The organism is Aeromicrobium massiliense JC14 (genome assembly GCF_000312105.1).
Lineage (GTDB): Bacteria > Actinomycetota > Actinomycetes > Propionibacteriales > Nocardioidaceae > Aeromicrobium > Aeromicrobium massiliense.
Window position 1 is genome coordinate 531,957 of sequence record NZ_HE978638.1, and the last position, 15,020, is coordinate 546,976.

The window sequence follows — 15,020 nt, forward strand, 5'->3', positions numbered from 1 at the left end:
GTGGCGCGCCACAACCGGCGGCGGCAAGACGGTGACGTGCGCCATGTCCGGGCGCCCCTGTGCTCCCTAGCGTTGTGCCGATCCCACAACGCGCGTCTCTGGCGCGCGACGCACGAACGGAGCCGACGTGAACCCCCATCCCCGTGTCGCCGTCGTCGGCGCCGGTGCCGCCGGCCTGACCGCGGTCAAGGCCCTGCTGGACGTCGGGGCGGAGGTGACCGCCTTCGAGACCGGCGACCGTCCCGGTGGCCTGTGGGTGCAGGACAACGCGAGCGGCCGCTCGCCGGCCTACGCGTCGCTGCACCTGAACACCAGCAAGGGACGGACGCAGCTGGCCGACCTCCCGATGCCCGACGACTGGCCCGACTACCCCTCGGCCGAGCGGGTGGCCGAGTACCTCGGCGACTACGCCCGCACCTTCGGGCTCCTCGAGCACGTGCGGCTCGGCACCAGCGTCACCTCGGTCCAGCGTGCTGCCGACGGGACGTGGACGGTCGGCACCGACCGCGGTGACGCGGCCACGTTCGACGCCGTGGTGGTCGCCAACGGGCACAACTGGGACCCGCGCTGGCCCAGCCCCGCGTACCCGGGCCGGTTCGACGGCGTCCAGGTGCACGCCCACGAATACCGGACGCCGGACGCCTTCCGCGGCCGCCGCGTCATGGTCGTCGGGATGGGCAACTCGGCCATGGACATCGCGGTGGACGCCTCGTACGTCGCGGACGGCCCGGTGCTCCTCTCGGCCCGGCACGGCGTCCACGTGGTGCCCAAGTACCTGTTCGGCCGGCCGGCCGACGCCACCGGGGCCGCCCTCGCGCGGCTGCCCTGGCGGGCCCGCCAGCGGGTCGCCGAGACGATGCTGCGCCTGGCCGTGGGCCGTCCGGAGTCCTACGGCCTGCCGGCGCCGGCCGGAGGCCTGTTCCAGAACCATCCGACGATCAGCGACACGATCCTGCACCGGCTGACCCACGGCGAGGTCGTCGCGCGGCCCGGTGTCGACGGGCTGGACGGCCAGCACGTGGTCTTCACCGACGGGCGGCGCGAGCGGGTCGACGTCATCGTCTGGGCCACCGGGTACCGGGTCTCGATCCCGTTCCTGGACGACCGCTGGCTGGGCGGGGACGCCGAGGCGATGCCGCTGTACCGCCGGGTGTTCCACCTCGCCGACCCGTCGCTGGCGTTCCTCGGCCTCATGCAGTCGACCGGCGCCGCGCTGCCGGTCGTCGAGGCGCAGGCCAAGCTCTTCGCCGCCTGGGTCGGCGGCCGCTACGCGCTGCCCGAGCCGGCCCGGCAGCACCGGGCCACGGCCGAGGCGCTCCGTGCCGCGACGGCGCGCTGGGGCGACAAGCGCCCGGCGATGCGCATCGACTTCGACGACTACGTGGCCGACGTCCCGCGCGAACTCGCCGCCGGTGCCCGGCGCGCGTCCGCCGGAACCGGCGTGTCCTTCCGTCCCCGCCCCGCCGACCGCACCGAGGTGCCCGCATGAGCCTGCTCGTCCACGCCGTCCCCGCCCTGCGCGGCCTCGTCGACGGCGGACGCCGCGACGCCACCGGGCTGCGCGTGCTCGTCACCGGCGCGTCCGGCACGTTCGGCCGTGCCATCGCCACGGAGCTCACCGACCTCGGTGCCCACGTCGTCGGGCTGGACGTCGCGCCGCGCGCCGACGACCCGGTCGACGTCGTGCCCTGCGACCTGACCGACGACGAGGCCGTGCCGGAGGCCGTCGCCGAGGCGGTCGCGCGTCTGGGCGGGCTGGACGTGCTGGTCAACAACGCCGGCATCGGCGGGCCGGCGCCGGCCGAGCTGGCACCCTCGGCCGAGGTGCGCCGCCAGCTCGACATCAACCTGCTGGGCACGTGGCGCGTGACGGCCGCCTGCGCGGACGCGCTCGTCGCGTCGCGCGGCCGGGTGGTCATGCTGACGTCGCGCATGGCGGTCATGCAGCTGCCGCTGGCCGCCGCCTACGGAGCGTCGAAGCGCGCGATGGTGGCCTACGCCGACGCGCTGCGCCTGGAGCTGGCGCCGTTCGTGGACGTCACCTGCGTCTACCCCTCGTCGGTGCGCAGCCCGATCCACGACTCCACCGCCCGCGCGGGGCTTTCGCTGGAGGGGATGAGCCGGTACGAGCCGCTCGAGGGCGTCGTCGACGCGGTGCTGCGCGGTGCGCTGGCCCGGCGCCCGCACCGCGACCTGCCCACCACGCCGCGCGGCGCCGTGGAGATCTTCCTGGCCCGGCACCTGCCGACGGTCGCCGACCGCGTCGTGGCGCGCACCTTCGCCCAGCGCCTGGCGTCCGGCGCGCTGGACGGCGCCGAGCTCGCCGCCGGGCCGGTCGGACGCCGCCGCGAGCGGGTGGGCGCGTGAGCACGGCCGCCGAGCCGCGGACGCGTGCCGCGACCGGGCACCTGCTGGCCTACGGCACCGGGTCGCTCGGCATGGGCGTCTGGGTGACCGTCCCGGGGCTGCTCCTGCTCTACTTCCTCACCAACACCCTCGGCGTCCCGCCGCTGCTGGCCGGCTTCACGCTCCTCGTGCCCAAGGTGATCGACGCGGTCGTGCACCCGATGCTCGGGACGCTGTCGGACCGCGAGGCCCGGCGGGTCGGCCATCGCCGCGGACTCATGCGCGTCGGCCTGCTGCTGGCGCTGGCGCTGGTCGCGATGTTCACCGTGCCGTCCGGGCTCGAGGGGTGGACGGCGGCGCTCTGGGTCGGCCTGTTCTACGTGGTCGGCAACCTGCTGTTCGCCTGCTTCCAGGTGCCGTACCTGACGACCCCGTCGGACCTGCGGGTCGGCTACCACGAGCGCACGCGCGTGTTCATGGTGCGGATGCTCGTGCTGACGGTCGGCCTGCTGGTGGCCGGGGTCGTCGCGCCCGCCATGGTGAAGAGCGGGGAGCGGCTCGCCTACACCGAGATGGCCGTGGCCCTGGGCGTCCTCATGGTGGCGAGCGGGGTGGTCGCGCTGCGCGGAGTCCGCCGGCTCACCGAGACCTGCGGCTTCCGGAGCCCCGACGCCGAGCAGCACTCGACCCGCGCCGACGTCCGGCTGGCCTGGCAGGACCGGGACTTCCGGCTGCTCGTGATCTCCTATTTGCTCACCGGCACCACGACGCACCTCGTGCTCGCCGCGGTGCCGTTCTACGCCGCGTACGTGCTGGACAGCGAGGGCCTCACGGCCGTGCTGATGGGCGCGTTCCTCGGGCCGGCGGTCGTGGCCGGACCGCTGTGGCTGAAGGTGTCGCGGGCCGTGGGCAAGCAGCGCGGGCTGCTGGTCGCGCAGGCGATGTTCGTGGCCGGCTGCGCGGCGCTCCTGGTCGCGCACCAAGCCGGCACCGCCGTCACCGTGGCCGTCGTCGTCGTGCTGGGCCTGGCGTTCGCCGGTCTGCAGCTGCTGGCCTTCTCGATGGTGCCGGACGCGGTCGCGGCGGCCGAGGAGCGCGGGACGTCGAGGGCCGGCGCCTACACCGGCGTCTGGACCGCCACCGAGGCCGTGGGCACGGCGATCGGCCCGTACGTGTACTCGGCCGTGCTGGCGATCGGCGGCTTCGTGTCGGCCACCGACGGCGACCTGCTGCCACAGACCGGCCGGGCGCTCGACGCGGTGCTGCTCGGCTTCACCGTCGTGCCGGTCGTGCTCATGGCCGCGGCGTTCGCGGTGCAGCGTCGCTGTCGCCTGGACGTCGGTCCACCGCCCGCGTGACCGGCGCGCTCCTGACCCTCGTGCTGGCGGCGGTGGCGGCCGGGGCGCTCGCCCAGGCTGCCAGCGGCATGGGGTTCTCGCTGGTCGCGGCGCCGGCGCTCGTCCTGGCCCTGGGCCCGCGCGAGGGGGTGGCGGTCACCCTCGTGCTGGCCGCGCTGTCGTCCGTGGTCCCGCTGGCGCGGGACCACCGCCACGTCCGTCCGCGGGCGGTGCTGCCCCTGCTCGTGCCTGCCCTCGCGCTGACCCCGGTCCTGGCCTGGGTGCTGCGGGGCGTGGACACCCGCTGGCTCGCGCTGGGCAGTGGACTGGGGGTGCTGGCGGGTGTCGGGCTGCTGGCCGGCGGCGTGCGGTCGACCTGGTTCCGGCGCCGCCGGGCGGCCGTGGCCAGCGGCGGGGCGAGCGCCCTGCTGAACCTCGTGGGCGGGGTCGGCGGGCCGCCGGTGGGGATCTACGCGGCCAACGCCGACTGGGGCCCGGCCCAGACCCGGGCGAACCTGCACGCCTTCTTCCTGGTGCAGAACCTGGTGACGGCCGCGGTGCTGGGACCGCGGGTCCCGTCGCTGCCCGAGCTCGTCGCCCTGGGTGCGGGCACGGGGGCCGGCATGGTCCTGGCCGGACGGATGTCGGCCGCGGCCGTGCGCCACGTGGTGCTCGCGGTGTCCTTCGTCGGCGGCGTCGGCCTGACCGTGGGGGCGCTCTAGCGGCGTCGGACCGCGACGGCGCCGAGCCCGGCGACGGCCAGCAGCAGCGCGGGAGACAGGCAAAGGAAGACCCAGGCGTCGCGGCTCGGACCGACGTCGTGCCCGGTGCCGTTGACGGTCAGCGTCGACGACCAGGCCGCCTTCTCGACGACGGCACCCCGCGCCAGCAGCCGAGCGACGTCACGGTCGAGGTGGCGCGGCGCCGCGTCGTCCAGCGTGACCATCCAGACGTCGTCGACGCCCGGATGCTTCTCGTGCCGGACCTCGACGGAGGTGACGGTGCCGTCGAGGGCCAGTGGCAGGGCCGAGCGGGCCACGAGCGTCCAGGCGCCCAGCACGACGAGCAGGACACCGGTCAGGACGAGGGCGAGCACCGAGAGGCGGCGGTCAGGCGAAGGCAAGACCGAACCCTCCCACGAGGAGGGCCCCGGCGGCGACGAGCGCGACCGGCACCGAGCGGTCGTGCCGGGTCGCGGCGACCATGCCGAGACCCGCCAGCACCGCGCCCAGGCTCTGGTTGGCCAGGTCGACGGGGTCGAGCTCGGCGAGGCGGAAGACCGTCGCCTCGGTGCCGACGCCCAGCAGCACGGCCAGCCAGGTCAGGGCGACGACCAGCCACGCCCGGCCGGGCAGCGCCAGCGTGCCCAGGGCGAGCAGGGCGTACGTCCCGCCGGCCCCGGCCAGGAAGTGCCCGGCGTAGTCGGTGCGGTCGGGGAACAGCGCCCAGTACGCGCCGCCGACCAGCAGCACGACAACGACCGACGGAAGCGCCGCCGGGACGCGCGAGGACACGGGCACGCCGGGACGCTACCGCGGACTCAGGCCTTGGCGAGGTCGAACGCGAGCCCGAGCTCGTCGTCGCGGAAGGCCGTCGCGTCCGCCGTCTCCTCGACCGAGGTGGCCAGCACCTCGTCGGCGATCAGGCCGGCGTGGGCCCGCAGGGCCTCCGCGGCCTCGCCGGTCGCGGTCCAGCGCAGGGTGATGCGGTCGCTGACCTCCAGGCCGGACGACTTGCGCGCCTCCTGGACGAGCCGGACGGCCTCGCGGGCCAGGCCGGCCCGGCGCAGCTCGTCGTCCAGCTCGAGGTCGAGCGCGACCGTCTCGCCCTGGTCGTTGACCACCGACCAGCCCTCGCGCGGACGCTCGGACAGCAGCACCTCCTCGGCGCTCACCTCGACGTCCTCGCCCTCGACGACGACCGTGGCCGTGCCCGCGTCGCGCAGGGCGTGGGCGAGCGTCGTGGCGTCGGCCTCGGCGATCGCGTTCGCGACCAGCGGGGTGCGCTTGGCGAAGCGCTTGCCGAGCACGCGGAAGTTGCCCTTGGCGCTGTAGTCGACCAGGTCGCCGCCGGCATCGGCGAACGAGCCGAGGTCGCGGACGTTCAGCTCGTCGCACACCTCGCGACGCAGCTCGTCGTCGAGCGCGGCGTACGCGGCCGACGGCACGAGCGCGCGACGCAGCGGCTGGCGCGTGCGCACCTTCGCCTCGGCGCGCGCGGCGCGACCGAGCTCGGTGACCCGGCGGGCCAGGTCGACCTGGTCGGCCAGGCCGTCGACGACCAGCGAGGCGTCGGCCTGCGGCCAGGCGGCCAGGTGCACCGACGGCGCGGCGTCCGGGTCGACCGGGCGGACGACGTCCTGCCACACGCGCTCGGCCAGGAACGGGGCGAGCGGGGCGAGCAGGCGCGTGACGACGTCGAGCACCTCGTGCAGCGTCGACAGGGCCGCGGCGTCGCCGCGCCAGAAGCGGCGGCGCGAGCGGCGCACGTACCAGTTCGACAGGTCGTCGATGAAGCTCGCGAGCAGCGACCCGGCGGCCTGCGTGTCGAAGCGCTCGAGCGCCTCGGTGACGTCGCCGACGAGCTCGTGGGTCTGGGACAGCAGCCAGCGATCGAGCACCGGGCGGTCGGCCGGGGCCGGCGCCGTGCTGGTGGCCGGCGACCAGCCCTCGGTGTTGGCGTACAGGACGTGGAAGGCCACGGTGTTCCAGTACGTCAGCATGACCTTGCGGACGATCTCGGCGAGCGCGTTGTGACCGATGCGGCGGGCCGACCACGGCGAGCCGGAGCAGGCCATGAACCAGCGCAGGGCGTCGGCGCCGTGCTCGTCCATGAGCGGCATGGGCAGCAGGATGTTGCCCAGGTGCTTGCTCATCTTGCGGCCGTCCTCGGCCAGGATGTGGCCCAGGCACACGACGTTCTCGTACGAGCTCTGGTCGAACACCAGCGTGCCGACGGCCATGAGCGAGTAGAACCAGCCGCGGGTCTGGTCGATGGCTTCGCAGATGTACTGCGCCGGGTAGGCGCGCTCGAGCTTCTCGGCCGAGCCGGGCACGTGGGGGTAGCCCCATTGCGCGAACGGCATCGAGCCGGAGTCGAACCACGCGTCGATGACCTCGGGCACGCGGCGGTAGGTGCCGTCCTCGCCGTCGACGGTGAACGTCACGTCGTCGATGTACGGACGGTGCGGGTCGAGGTCGGCCAGGTCGCGTCCGGCCAGCTCGCCGAGCTCGGCCAGCGAGCCGACGCACACGACCTTGCTCGGGTCGGCGTCGTTGCGCCAGATCGGCAGCGGCGTGCCCCAGTAGCGGCTGCGCGACAGCGCCCAGTCGATGTTGTTGTCGAGCCAGTCGCCGTAGCGGCCGTGCTTGATCGTCTCGGGGAACCAGGACGTCTTCTCGTTCTCGGCGAGCAGCTGGTCCTTGACCTTGGTCGTGCGGACGTACCAGGCCGGCAGCGCGTAGTAGAGCAGCGCGGTGTGGCAGCGCCAGCAGTGCGGGTACGCGTGCTCGTAGGCCAGCTCGCGGAACAGCAGGCCGCGGGCCTCCAGGTCGGCGACGAGGGTCTTGTCGGCGGTCTTGAAGAAGACGCCGCCGACCAGCGGCACGTCGTCCTCGAAGTGGCCGTCGGGCCGCACCGGGTTCACGACCGGCAGGCCGTACGCCTTGCCCACCGCCATGTCGTCCGCGCCGAACGCGGGGGACTGGTGCACCAGGCCGGTGCCGTCCTCGGTGGTGACGTACTCGGCCAGGACGACGAAGTGGGCGTCCTCGGTGAAGTCGACCAGCGCGAAGGGACGCTCGTACGTCCAGCGCTCCATGTCGCGGCCGGAGATCGTGTCGGTGACCTCCCAGCCCTCGCCGAGGGCCTTCTCGACGAGCGGCTCGGCGACGACGACGGACTCGGTGCCGTTCGTGGCGCGGACGTAGGCGACGTCGGGGTGCACGGCGACGGCGGTGTTGGACACGAGCGTCCAGGGCGTGGTCGTCCAGACCAGCAGCGGGGTGCCGGCCCAGGGGCCGCTGGTGAGCGGGAAGCGGACGTAGACCGACGGGTCGACGACGTCCTCGTAGCCCTGCGCGAGCTCGTGGTCGCTCAGGGTGGTGCCGCAGCGCGGGCAGTAGGGCGCGACGCGGAAGTCCTCGCGCAGCAGGCCCTTGTCGAAGATGGTCTTCAGCGCCCACCAGACGCTCTGGACGTACTCGCTGTCCATCGTCCGGTAGGGGTCGGACATGTCGGTCCAGTAGGCCATGCGCTCGGTCATGTCCTCGAACAGGTCGACGTTGCGCAGCACCGACTCGCGGCACTTGGCGTTGAACTCGGCGATGCCGAACGCCTCGATGTCGGGCTTGCCGTTGAAGCCCAGCTCCTTCTCGACCGCGATCTCCACGGGCAGGCCGTGGCAGTCCCAGCCGGCCTTCCGCTCGACGTGGAAGCCCTGCATCGTCTTGAAGCGCGGGAAGACGTCCTTGAAGACGCGGGCCTCGACGTGGTGCGTGCCGGGCGTGCCGTTCGCGGTGGGCGGGCCCTCGTAGAACGTCCAGCGGGGGGCGTCCTGGGTGGCCTCGAGCGAGGCGTCGAACGTCCGGTTCTCGTCCCAGAACGACAGGATCTCGCGCTCCATCGCCGGCAGGTCGACGTGGGCGGGGACGGGGCGGTACCGAGGGGTCTGCGTCACGACGTGGAAGTCTACGGGGGAGCGCGCCGCCGAGAGCCCACGGCCGAGCCCGGGCCGAGTTGTCGCGTGACCGGGGCGGGTCTACTGTCCGGGCATGCCCACCGAGAAGCTGGCCGTGCGCGAGGGCGAGGAGCCCTGGACCGACGCCGAGCGCGACGAGGTCCGCGCCGAGCTGCACAACGACCTGGAGCGGCTGCGCCGCGAGCTGGACCTGTCGGCGCAGGAGCTGCAGGACCTGCTGCGCGACGGCGCCGACGGCGCCGGACGCGACCAGGCCGACGAGGGGTCGGTGGCGCTCGAGCGCGACTCCGAGATGAGCCTCGCCGCCAACCAGCGGATGCTGCTGGTGCAGACCGAGAAGGCCCTGGAGCGGCTCGGCTCGGGCGTCTACGGCGACTGCGAGTCGTGCGGGCAGCCCATCGGCAAGATGCGGCTCATGGCGTTCCCGCGTGCCACGCTCTGCGTGACCTGCAAGCAGCGCGAGGAGCGTCGCTGAGCCTGCCGCGCCCGGGAGCCCGTCCACGGACCCGGTGAGCCAGATGCATGCGGTGGTCTGGGTCGACGCGTGGCAGATGGAGTGCTGCGGCGAGGCGTTCGCGGTCGGTGACGACGTCACCTGGCAGCTGGACGACGACCCGGACCGCGACTGGTTGGAGGCGGCGCTCGGGCCGCAGGTTGCTGCGCGCGTCACCCATGCCGAGGAGCACCATCCGGACGGTGAGGACCTCCCGCAGGTGACGGGACGAGTCGTCGCCATCGCGCGCTCATGGTGCGACTACCGCCCGGACTCCGACGATGGACGTCTCCTGCTTCCCGTCCCGGGATCGGCCGTGCTCTCCGCGGTGGACCGGTACGACGGAGGCATCGAGCGAGCGGCGCGCCCTGGCCTGACCTTCAACGGATGGGTCGTCGACCTGCAGCTCGACGGCGTCGATCGGGCATGACCGAGCCGTCCGGCGTGGACGGTGACTCGCGGGCTGCCGGTCGCGGGTTCGGGTCCGGCTCGCCTCGTGTGGGAGACTCGGCGTCAACATGCAAGCAGCGCGAGGAGCGTCGCTGACCCCGGCCGGAGACGGCCCCGGCTCGCGGCCATACGTCCTGACCTTCACCCTCGTCGCCCTCGGCGTGTGGGTGCTCGACCAGCTCTCCAAGCTGTGGGCGGTGGACCGGCTGCAGGGCGAGCCCTCGATCGAGGTGCTGCCCCCGGTGCTGAACCTGACGTTCGTCCGCAACCCCGGCGCCGCGTTCGGCATGGGCACGTCGATGACGATCGTGCTCAGCATCGTCGCCGTCGCGGTGGCCGTCGTGGTCGTCCGCGCCGCGTCCCGGCTGCGTGACCGCGGCTGGGCCATCGGCCTGGGCCTGCTGCTCGGCGGGGCGATCGGCAACCTGACCGACCGCATCTTCCGCGAGCCGGCCGTGATGCGCGGCCACGTCGTGGACTTCCTGGACTACGGCCCGTTCGTGGGCAACGTGGCCGACGTCGCCCTGACGTTCGCCGCTGTCGTGATCGTGTGGCGCACCCTGCGCGGAGTCGGCCTGGACGGCCAGAAGGTCGAGGACGGCGCATGAGCACCCCCATGGAGCACAGGGTCCTGCGCGTCCCGGAGGGACTCGCCGGCGAGCGGGTCGACGCCGCCCTGGCCCGGCTGCTCGGCCTGTCGCGCACCCGCGCCAGCGAGCTGGTCGCCGAGGGGCACGTCCTGCTGAACGGCCAGCCGCCGATGAAGTCCGAGCGGGTCGAGCCCGGCGCGCTGCTCGAGGCGTCCATCCCGGCGCCGCGCACCGCCGAGGTCGTGGCGCAGGCGGTCGAGGGCATGCGCATCGTGCACGACGACGACGACCTCGTCGTGGTCGACAAGCCGATCGGCGTCGCCGCACACCCCAGCGTCGGCTGGGAGGGCCCGACGGTGCTCGGCCACCTCGCCGCCGCTGGCTACCGCATCTCCACGTCCGGCGCGCCCGAGCGCCAGGGCATCGTGCACCGGCTCGACGTCGGCACCAGCGGTCTCATGGCCGTGGCCAAGTCCGAGCACGCGTACACGGTGATGAAGCAGGCGTTCCGCACGCGCACCGTCGACAAGACGTACCACTCGCTCGTCCAGGGCCACCCGGACCCGCACACCGGCACGATCGACGCGCCCATCGCGCGCCACCCCAAGCACGACTTCAAGTTCACGGTGAAGGCCGACGGACGTCCGAGCATCACGCACTACGACACGCTCGAGGCGCACCGCTACGCGTCGCTGCTGACGATCAAGCTCGAGACCGGCCGTACGCACCAGATCCGCGTGCACATGAGCGCGATCAAGCACCCGTGCGTCGGCGACCTGCAGTACGGCGCCGACCCGGTGCTGGCCCGCAAGGTCGGCCTGGAGCGCCAGTGGCTGCACGCGGTGAAGCTCGGCTTCCTGCACCCGCGCACGAACGAGTACGTCGAGTTCGAGTCGACCTACCCCGACGACCTGCAGCAGGCGCTCGACCGCGTCCGCGACCTGTCGTAGCCCCACCCGGGAGAGGCCTCGCCTTCCCGGTGAGTGTGACGTTTCGGGGGTCATGGGGCCCGTTGGAGCCCCGAAACGTCACACTCAACGGGAGCCGGACCCCCAGCGATGGGCGCCGGGCCACTCGTGCCACCACGCCGGCTGCAGAGTCGTCCAGGTGCCCGGACCAGTCCGGGCCGCGTGGCTCGCGGCACGTCGCAGCCTTCGTACGAGGGCCGATCGGTCCCGGTGGTCGAGCGACGAGACGCGGACGACCACCAGGCCCGCTTGCTCCAGCCGCTCCTCGCGCCGGTTGTCCTCGGCGTGCTGCTCGCGCTCGCGATGGTGGTCGCCGTCGACCTCGACGACCAGCCCGCGGCGTCGGTCGAGCAGGTCGACCACGCCCAGCAGCGTCCCGCCGAGATCGAAGACCGGCACGTTGACCTCCAGACGTCCGAGGTCGGCGTCCAGCTCGGCCACCAAGCGGGTCCGCGTCTCCCACGGACTGCACGACCGCTCGCTTCCGAGCTCGAGGGCGCGACGGGCCTGCACCAAGCCGTGCACCTTGTGGTGCGCGGCCACGACCGCACGGACCCGCCGCAGCGTCGTGTGCGGCAGGCGCGACGTCGCCGAGACCGCCATGTCCAGGGCGACCACGGCGTCGCGCACGTCGCGGGCCGTGCGCATCTCGTCGAACGCGGCGCGGGCCGGCGAGGTGACGCGGTACGACTCCAGATGGAGGACCTCGTCCGGCAGGAGCGTCCCGCGGAACGGTTCGATGCCGGACCGCCGCCGCACCTGGGTGCCCGGTGGGCAGTGGACGAGCACAGGCCGCAGGCCCTCGGCGGTGTGTCCGTCGAACCAGGCGCAGCCCAGCAGCGCCAAGGCGGCCCAGCCACCGACCACGCCGTGCCGGCCGGCCACGGCGACGGCGTGGGCGACGTGCTCGAGCAGCTCGGAGGTCGGCGCGTCCGCCGGGCGGACGACGCCGTGCCCGGAGCGGGTCCAGGACGGCCCGCGCAGGACGTCGGCCGTCGTCCCGGCGGCGAGGGCCTCCGCCGTACGACGGGTCAGCAGGATCGGGTCGTCCATGGCGGCAGCGTGGCTCGGCTCCGCTCGATCGCGCCGGACGTCGTCCACATGCCGTCCCGCTGAGCGTGACGTTCCGGGGCTCGGATCGCCCGGCAGACCCCCGAAACGTCACACTCAGCGCGAAGGCGAGCCGCGCGCAGGCGACCTGCGCGAGTCTGGGGGAGTGAGGGACGTCCCACCCGGGCGACGGGTGCGCAGTGCGACAATGAGGCGCATGACCCGTGCGCTGCAGCAGTCCGAGAAGCTGAGGGACGTCCTCTACGACATCCGCGGACCGGTCAGCGCACGAGCCGCCCAGCTGGAGGCCGAGGGCCACCGCATCCTCAAGCTCAACATCGGCAACCCGCAGCCGTTCGGGTTCGACGCGCCGGCCGAGATCCTGCAGGACGTCATCGCGGCGCTGCCCGTGGCGCAGGGCTACTCCGACTCGCGCGGCATCCTGTCGGCGCGCCGTGCGGTCGTGCACCACTACCAGCTGCAGGACGGCTTCCCGGCCCTCGACATCGACGACGTCTGGCTGGGCAACGGCGTCTCCGAGCTGATCTCGATCGCGCTCCAGGCGCTGCTCGACAACGGCGACGAGGTGCTCATCCCGGTGCCGGACTACCCGCTGTGGACGGCGGTGACGAACCTGGCCGGCGGCCGCCCCGTGCACTACCGGTGCGACGAGGAGAACGGCTGGAACCCCGACCTCGAGGACCTTGCGTCCAAGATCACCGACCGCACCAAGGCGATCGTCGTGATCAACCCCAACAACCCCACCGGCGCGGTCTACTCGCGCCAGACGCTCGAGGGCATCGCCGAGCTGGCGCGCAAGCACGGTCTCGTGCTCATGGCCGACGAGATCTACGACAAGATCCTGTACGACGACGCCGAGCACGTCCCGCTCGCGAGCGTGGCGCCGGACGTCATGACGCTGACCTTCAACGGCCTGTCCAAGGCGTACCGCGTCTGTGGCTACCGGGCGGGGTGGATGGTCGTGTCGGGCCCGACCGACCACGCGTCGAGCTACCTCGAGGGCGTCAACCTGCTCGCGTCGATGCGGCTGTGCCCGAACGTGCCGGCACAGCACGCGATCCAGGTGGCGCTCGGCGGCTACCAGTCGATCAAGGAGCTGATCCTGCCCGGCGGACGCCTGCTCGAGCAGCGCGACACCGCGGTCACCGAGCTGCGCAAGATCCCCGGCGTCAGCGTCGTGGCCCCACGCGGCGCGCTGTACGCCTTCCCGCGGCTGGACCGCGAGATGTACCCGGTGAAGGACGACCAGCAGCTCGCGCTGGACCTGCTGATGAAGGAGAAGATCCTCATCACGCCGGGCACCGGCTTCAACTGGCCCGACCCCGACCACCTGCGCATCGTGACGCTGCCGTGGGCGCGCGACCTGGCCGAGGCGATCCAGCGGCTGGGCAGCTTCCTGTCCTCCTACGAGCAGGTCTAGCCGGACTGGCAGTAGGTGAACGTCACCGGGTTGCCCGCCCGGACGAACTGGTTGTGGCTGACGCCACGGACGACCCAGGTGCCGGCGGCGAACGACGTCGTGGTCGAGCCCTGGGACTCCGGAACGCGCAGGAGGCGGTGACGCGGATCGGTGATGCCGGGGGTGGTCGGGCCGAGCGTGGCCTGCCAGCGTTGCCAGGTCGTCGAGGTGGTGATGACCGTGACCTCGGCGCAGTAGCTCGTGGTGCCCCACGCGCTGGTGACGGCGACCGTCGCCGCCGCCTCGACGAGCGGGGCGGTGGCGTTCATCGGGTAGCAGTACCGGAAGGTCCGTGGCGTGTCGGCTCGCACGACGGCGGTGGACGGGCTGCTGCCGCGGAACGTCACCCGTCCGGCCGCGGCGTCCCACTGGTGGACCGTCGCGACCTGCAGCGGCGTCGGGGCGGCGCCGAGCCAGAGGACCGGGTCGGTGAGGCCCGGCGTCGTGCGGTCGATGATCGCCTCCCAGCTGACGAACGACGCCGAGGTCGTCGTGACGTCGACGTCGACGCACGTGGAGGAGCTGGGGTTCGGCGCCGGCGTGACGCGGACCGCGACGGCGACGCGGGGATCGCCCGGGACGACTGGGGGCGGGGTCCGGGTGCCGCACCACTGCGCGGTGTGGCTGGCTCCTGGGGCGAGGGTCGGCGCGTTCGACGGACCACGGACGACCCACGACGTGCGGCTCCAGGACACGGTGCGCAGCTGGCCGCTGCTCGGCTGGGTGCTGCTGTCGAAGGGCGGATCCATCGGGATCGTGATCTGCCAGGTCTGGGGAACGGTGCTGCGGTTCGTCACGGTGATCGACACGCAGAAGCCGGTGACCCAGTCCTGGGTGACCGTCTGGGTGTAGGTGACCGGCGAGGTCGTGACGTGGGCCGGCCGCGACAGGGCGAACAGGCTGTCGGGACGCAGGCCGCCGAGGGTCGCTGCCGTGCCCGGAACGGTGCCCACCAGCACGAGCCCCGACGCGAGCACCAGGGCGACCAGCCGTCGCCGAGCGAGGGGAGCAGCCGGCCGGGAGCGCCGAGACGGCTCGCCTCGCTCCCGGCGCCGGCGGGTGCGCCGCGAGCGGTTCCCTCCGCCGCTCGAACCGGCTCCGTCGGTCGCCCACGACCAGACGCTGGCGCCGACCAGGAGGCCGGACAGCAGAGCGAGGCTGAGCGGGGACAGCACCCACCGGACCACGGCCCCGGCGTGCGGGAGCAGGACGAGCACGCGTCCTTGGACGTCGGCGTCGTTCGGCGTCCACGCGTCCTGGCCACGGTTGTTGTCACCCTGCAGCGAGTAGGTCCGGTCGGCGTTGACGGCGACGATCCGGTGGACGACGTGCACCCCGGCTCCGACGTGTCCTTCCGGCACCCGGTACACGAGCGCGTCGCCCTCGGAGTACGGGCCGGAACGCCAGGTGACGAGCAGGTCGTCCTGCTCGTACTCGGGAAGCATCGAGGTCCCGGACACGACGCTGAGGCGCAGGCGGGGCTCGTCCAGGCCGATCGCCGGCCAGCGGACGCTCGTCGCCAGGACGAGCAGCACAGCGGCCCAGGCGCACGCCGCGACGAGCCGGTGGGCCACACGTCTCCACACCCGCCGCTCCCGTCCTGGAAG

14 protein-coding genes are annotated in these 15,020 nt (G+C 73.3%); 9 read left to right on the forward strand and 5 right to left on the reverse strand.

Going from position 1 to position 15,020, the window contains the following annotated elements; translation table 11 throughout:
• Positions 1 to 127: 127 nt before the first annotated feature.
• The 4 genes from HGAM_RS19715 to HGAM_RS15390 are packed head-to-tail and all read left to right on the forward strand — an operon-like array spanning position 128 to position 4,405.
• The gene (locus HGAM_RS19715; protein WP_019146391.1) at positions 128 to 1,489 is read left to right on the forward strand and encodes a flavin-containing monooxygenase; all 1,362 of its coding nucleotides are present in this window, start codon (positions 128 to 130) and stop codon (positions 1,487 to 1,489) included.
• Positions 1,486 to 2,367, forward strand: coding sequence for an SDR family NAD(P)-dependent oxidoreductase (locus HGAM_RS15380; protein WP_019146392.1), 882 nt, complete (start codon positions 1,486 to 1,488; stop codon positions 2,365 to 2,367). Before HGAM_RS19715 ends, HGAM_RS15380 begins: the two co-directional genes overlap by 4 nt.
• A complete protein-coding gene (locus HGAM_RS15385; protein ID WP_019146393.1) occupies positions 2,364 to 3,704 on the forward strand; it encodes an MFS transporter in 1,341 nt (446 codons plus the stop codon). Before HGAM_RS15380 ends, HGAM_RS15385 begins: the two co-directional genes overlap by 4 nt.
• The gene (locus tag HGAM_RS15390) at positions 3,701 to 4,405 is read left to right on the forward strand and encodes a TSUP family transporter (RefSeq protein ID WP_019146394.1); all 705 of its coding nucleotides are present in this window, start codon (positions 3,701 to 3,703) and stop codon (positions 4,403 to 4,405) included. The genes HGAM_RS15385 and HGAM_RS15390 overlap by 4 nt, the downstream gene beginning before the upstream one ends.
• Here the strand turns inward: HGAM_RS15390 and HGAM_RS15395 are convergent.
• The 3 genes from HGAM_RS15395 to ileS are packed head-to-tail and all read right to left on the reverse strand — an operon-like array spanning position 4,402 to position 8,361.
• Positions 4,402 to 4,806, reverse strand: coding sequence for a hypothetical protein (locus HGAM_RS15395; protein WP_147543786.1), 405 nt, complete (start codon positions 4,804 to 4,806; stop codon positions 4,402 to 4,404). The two genes, HGAM_RS15390 and HGAM_RS15395, sit on opposite strands and share 4 nt — an antisense overlap.
• A complete protein-coding gene (locus tag HGAM_RS15400) occupies positions 4,793 to 5,203 on the reverse strand; it encodes a hypothetical protein (protein WP_019146396.1) in 411 nt (136 codons plus the stop codon). The genes HGAM_RS15395 and HGAM_RS15400 overlap by 14 nt, the downstream gene beginning before the upstream one ends.
• 20 nt (positions 5,204 to 5,223) lie before the next feature.
• Positions 5,224 to 8,361 carry an isoleucine--tRNA ligase gene (gene ileS / locus HGAM_RS15405; RefSeq protein ID WP_019146397.1) on the reverse strand — a complete coding sequence of 1,046 codons (3,138 nt, stop codon included), beginning with the start codon at positions 8,359 to 8,361 and terminating at the stop codon, positions 5,224 to 5,226.
• 94 nt (positions 8,362 to 8,455) lie between these two features.
• On the opposite strand from ileS, the gene HGAM_RS15410 reads away from it, so the two are divergent.
• The 4 genes from HGAM_RS15410 (at position 8,456) to HGAM_RS15425 (ending at position 10,865) form a co-directional block, all read left to right on the forward strand.
• Positions 8,456 to 8,857, forward strand: coding sequence for a TraR/DksA family transcriptional regulator (locus HGAM_RS15410; protein WP_019146398.1), 402 nt, complete (start codon positions 8,456 to 8,458; stop codon positions 8,855 to 8,857).
• 43 nt (positions 8,858 to 8,900) lie between these two features.
• Positions 8,901 to 9,305, forward strand: a complete 405-nt coding sequence (locus tag HGAM_RS15415; protein WP_315968834.1) for a DUF6578 domain-containing protein — start codon at positions 8,901 to 8,903, stop codon at positions 9,303 to 9,305.
• 88 nt (positions 9,306 to 9,393) lie between these two features.
• The gene (gene lspA, locus HGAM_RS19720) at positions 9,394 to 9,933 is read left to right on the forward strand and encodes a signal peptidase II (protein WP_020692339.1); all 540 of its coding nucleotides are present in this window, start codon (positions 9,394 to 9,396) and stop codon (positions 9,931 to 9,933) included.
• Complete coding sequence (locus HGAM_RS15425; RefSeq protein ID WP_019146401.1) at positions 9,930 to 10,865, forward strand: RluA family pseudouridine synthase; 936 nt, start codon at positions 9,930 to 9,932, stop codon at positions 10,863 to 10,865. The genes lspA and HGAM_RS15425 overlap by 4 nt, the downstream gene beginning before the upstream one ends.
• A gap of 84 nt (positions 10,866 to 10,949) precedes the next feature.
• On the opposite strand, the gene HGAM_RS15430 is transcribed toward HGAM_RS15425, so the two are convergent.
• Positions 10,950 to 11,936, reverse strand: coding sequence for an endonuclease domain-containing protein (locus HGAM_RS15430; RefSeq protein WP_019146402.1), 987 nt, complete (start codon positions 11,934 to 11,936; stop codon positions 10,950 to 10,952).
• 214 nt (positions 11,937 to 12,150) lie between these two features.
• On the opposite strand from HGAM_RS15430, the gene HGAM_RS15435 reads away from it, so the two are divergent.
• Entirely contained in the window at positions 12,151 to 13,374 is a 1,224-nt protein-coding gene (locus tag HGAM_RS15435) for a pyridoxal phosphate-dependent aminotransferase (protein ID WP_019146403.1), read from the forward strand.
• Here the strand turns inward: HGAM_RS15435 and HGAM_RS15440 are convergent.
• Complete coding sequence (locus HGAM_RS15440; protein ID WP_147543788.1) at positions 13,371 to 14,999, reverse strand: S24 family peptidase; 1,629 nt, start codon at positions 14,997 to 14,999, stop codon at positions 13,371 to 13,373. The genes HGAM_RS15435 and HGAM_RS15440 overlap by 4 nt on opposite strands.
• Positions 15,000 to 15,020 lie beyond the last annotated feature (21 nt).

Coding starts and splice junctions, on each gene's coding strand:
- HGAM_RS15380 (WP_019146392.1), top strand. CDS start 1,486: ATGAGCCTGCTCGTCCACGCCGTCCCCGCCCTGCGCGGCCTCGTCGAC.
- HGAM_RS15410 (WP_019146398.1), top strand. CDS start 8,456: ATGCCCACCGAGAAGCTGGCCGTGCGCGAGGGCGAGGAGCCCTGGACC.
- HGAM_RS15415 (WP_315968834.1), top strand. CDS start 8,901: ATGCATGCGGTGGTCTGGGTCGACGCGTGGCAGATGGAGTGCTGCGGC.
- lspA (WP_020692339.1), top strand. CDS start 9,394: ATGCAAGCAGCGCGAGGAGCGTCGCTGACCCCGGCCGGAGACGGCCCC.
- HGAM_RS15425 (WP_019146401.1), top strand. CDS start 9,930: ATGAGCACCCCCATGGAGCACAGGGTCCTGCGCGTCCCGGAGGGACTC.
- HGAM_RS15430 (WP_019146402.1), bottom strand. CDS start 11,936: ATGGACGACCCGATCCTGCTGACCCGTCGTACGGCGGAGGCCCTCGCC.
- HGAM_RS15435 (WP_019146403.1), top strand. CDS start 12,151: ATGACCCGTGCGCTGCAGCAGTCCGAGAAGCTGAGGGACGTCCTCTAC.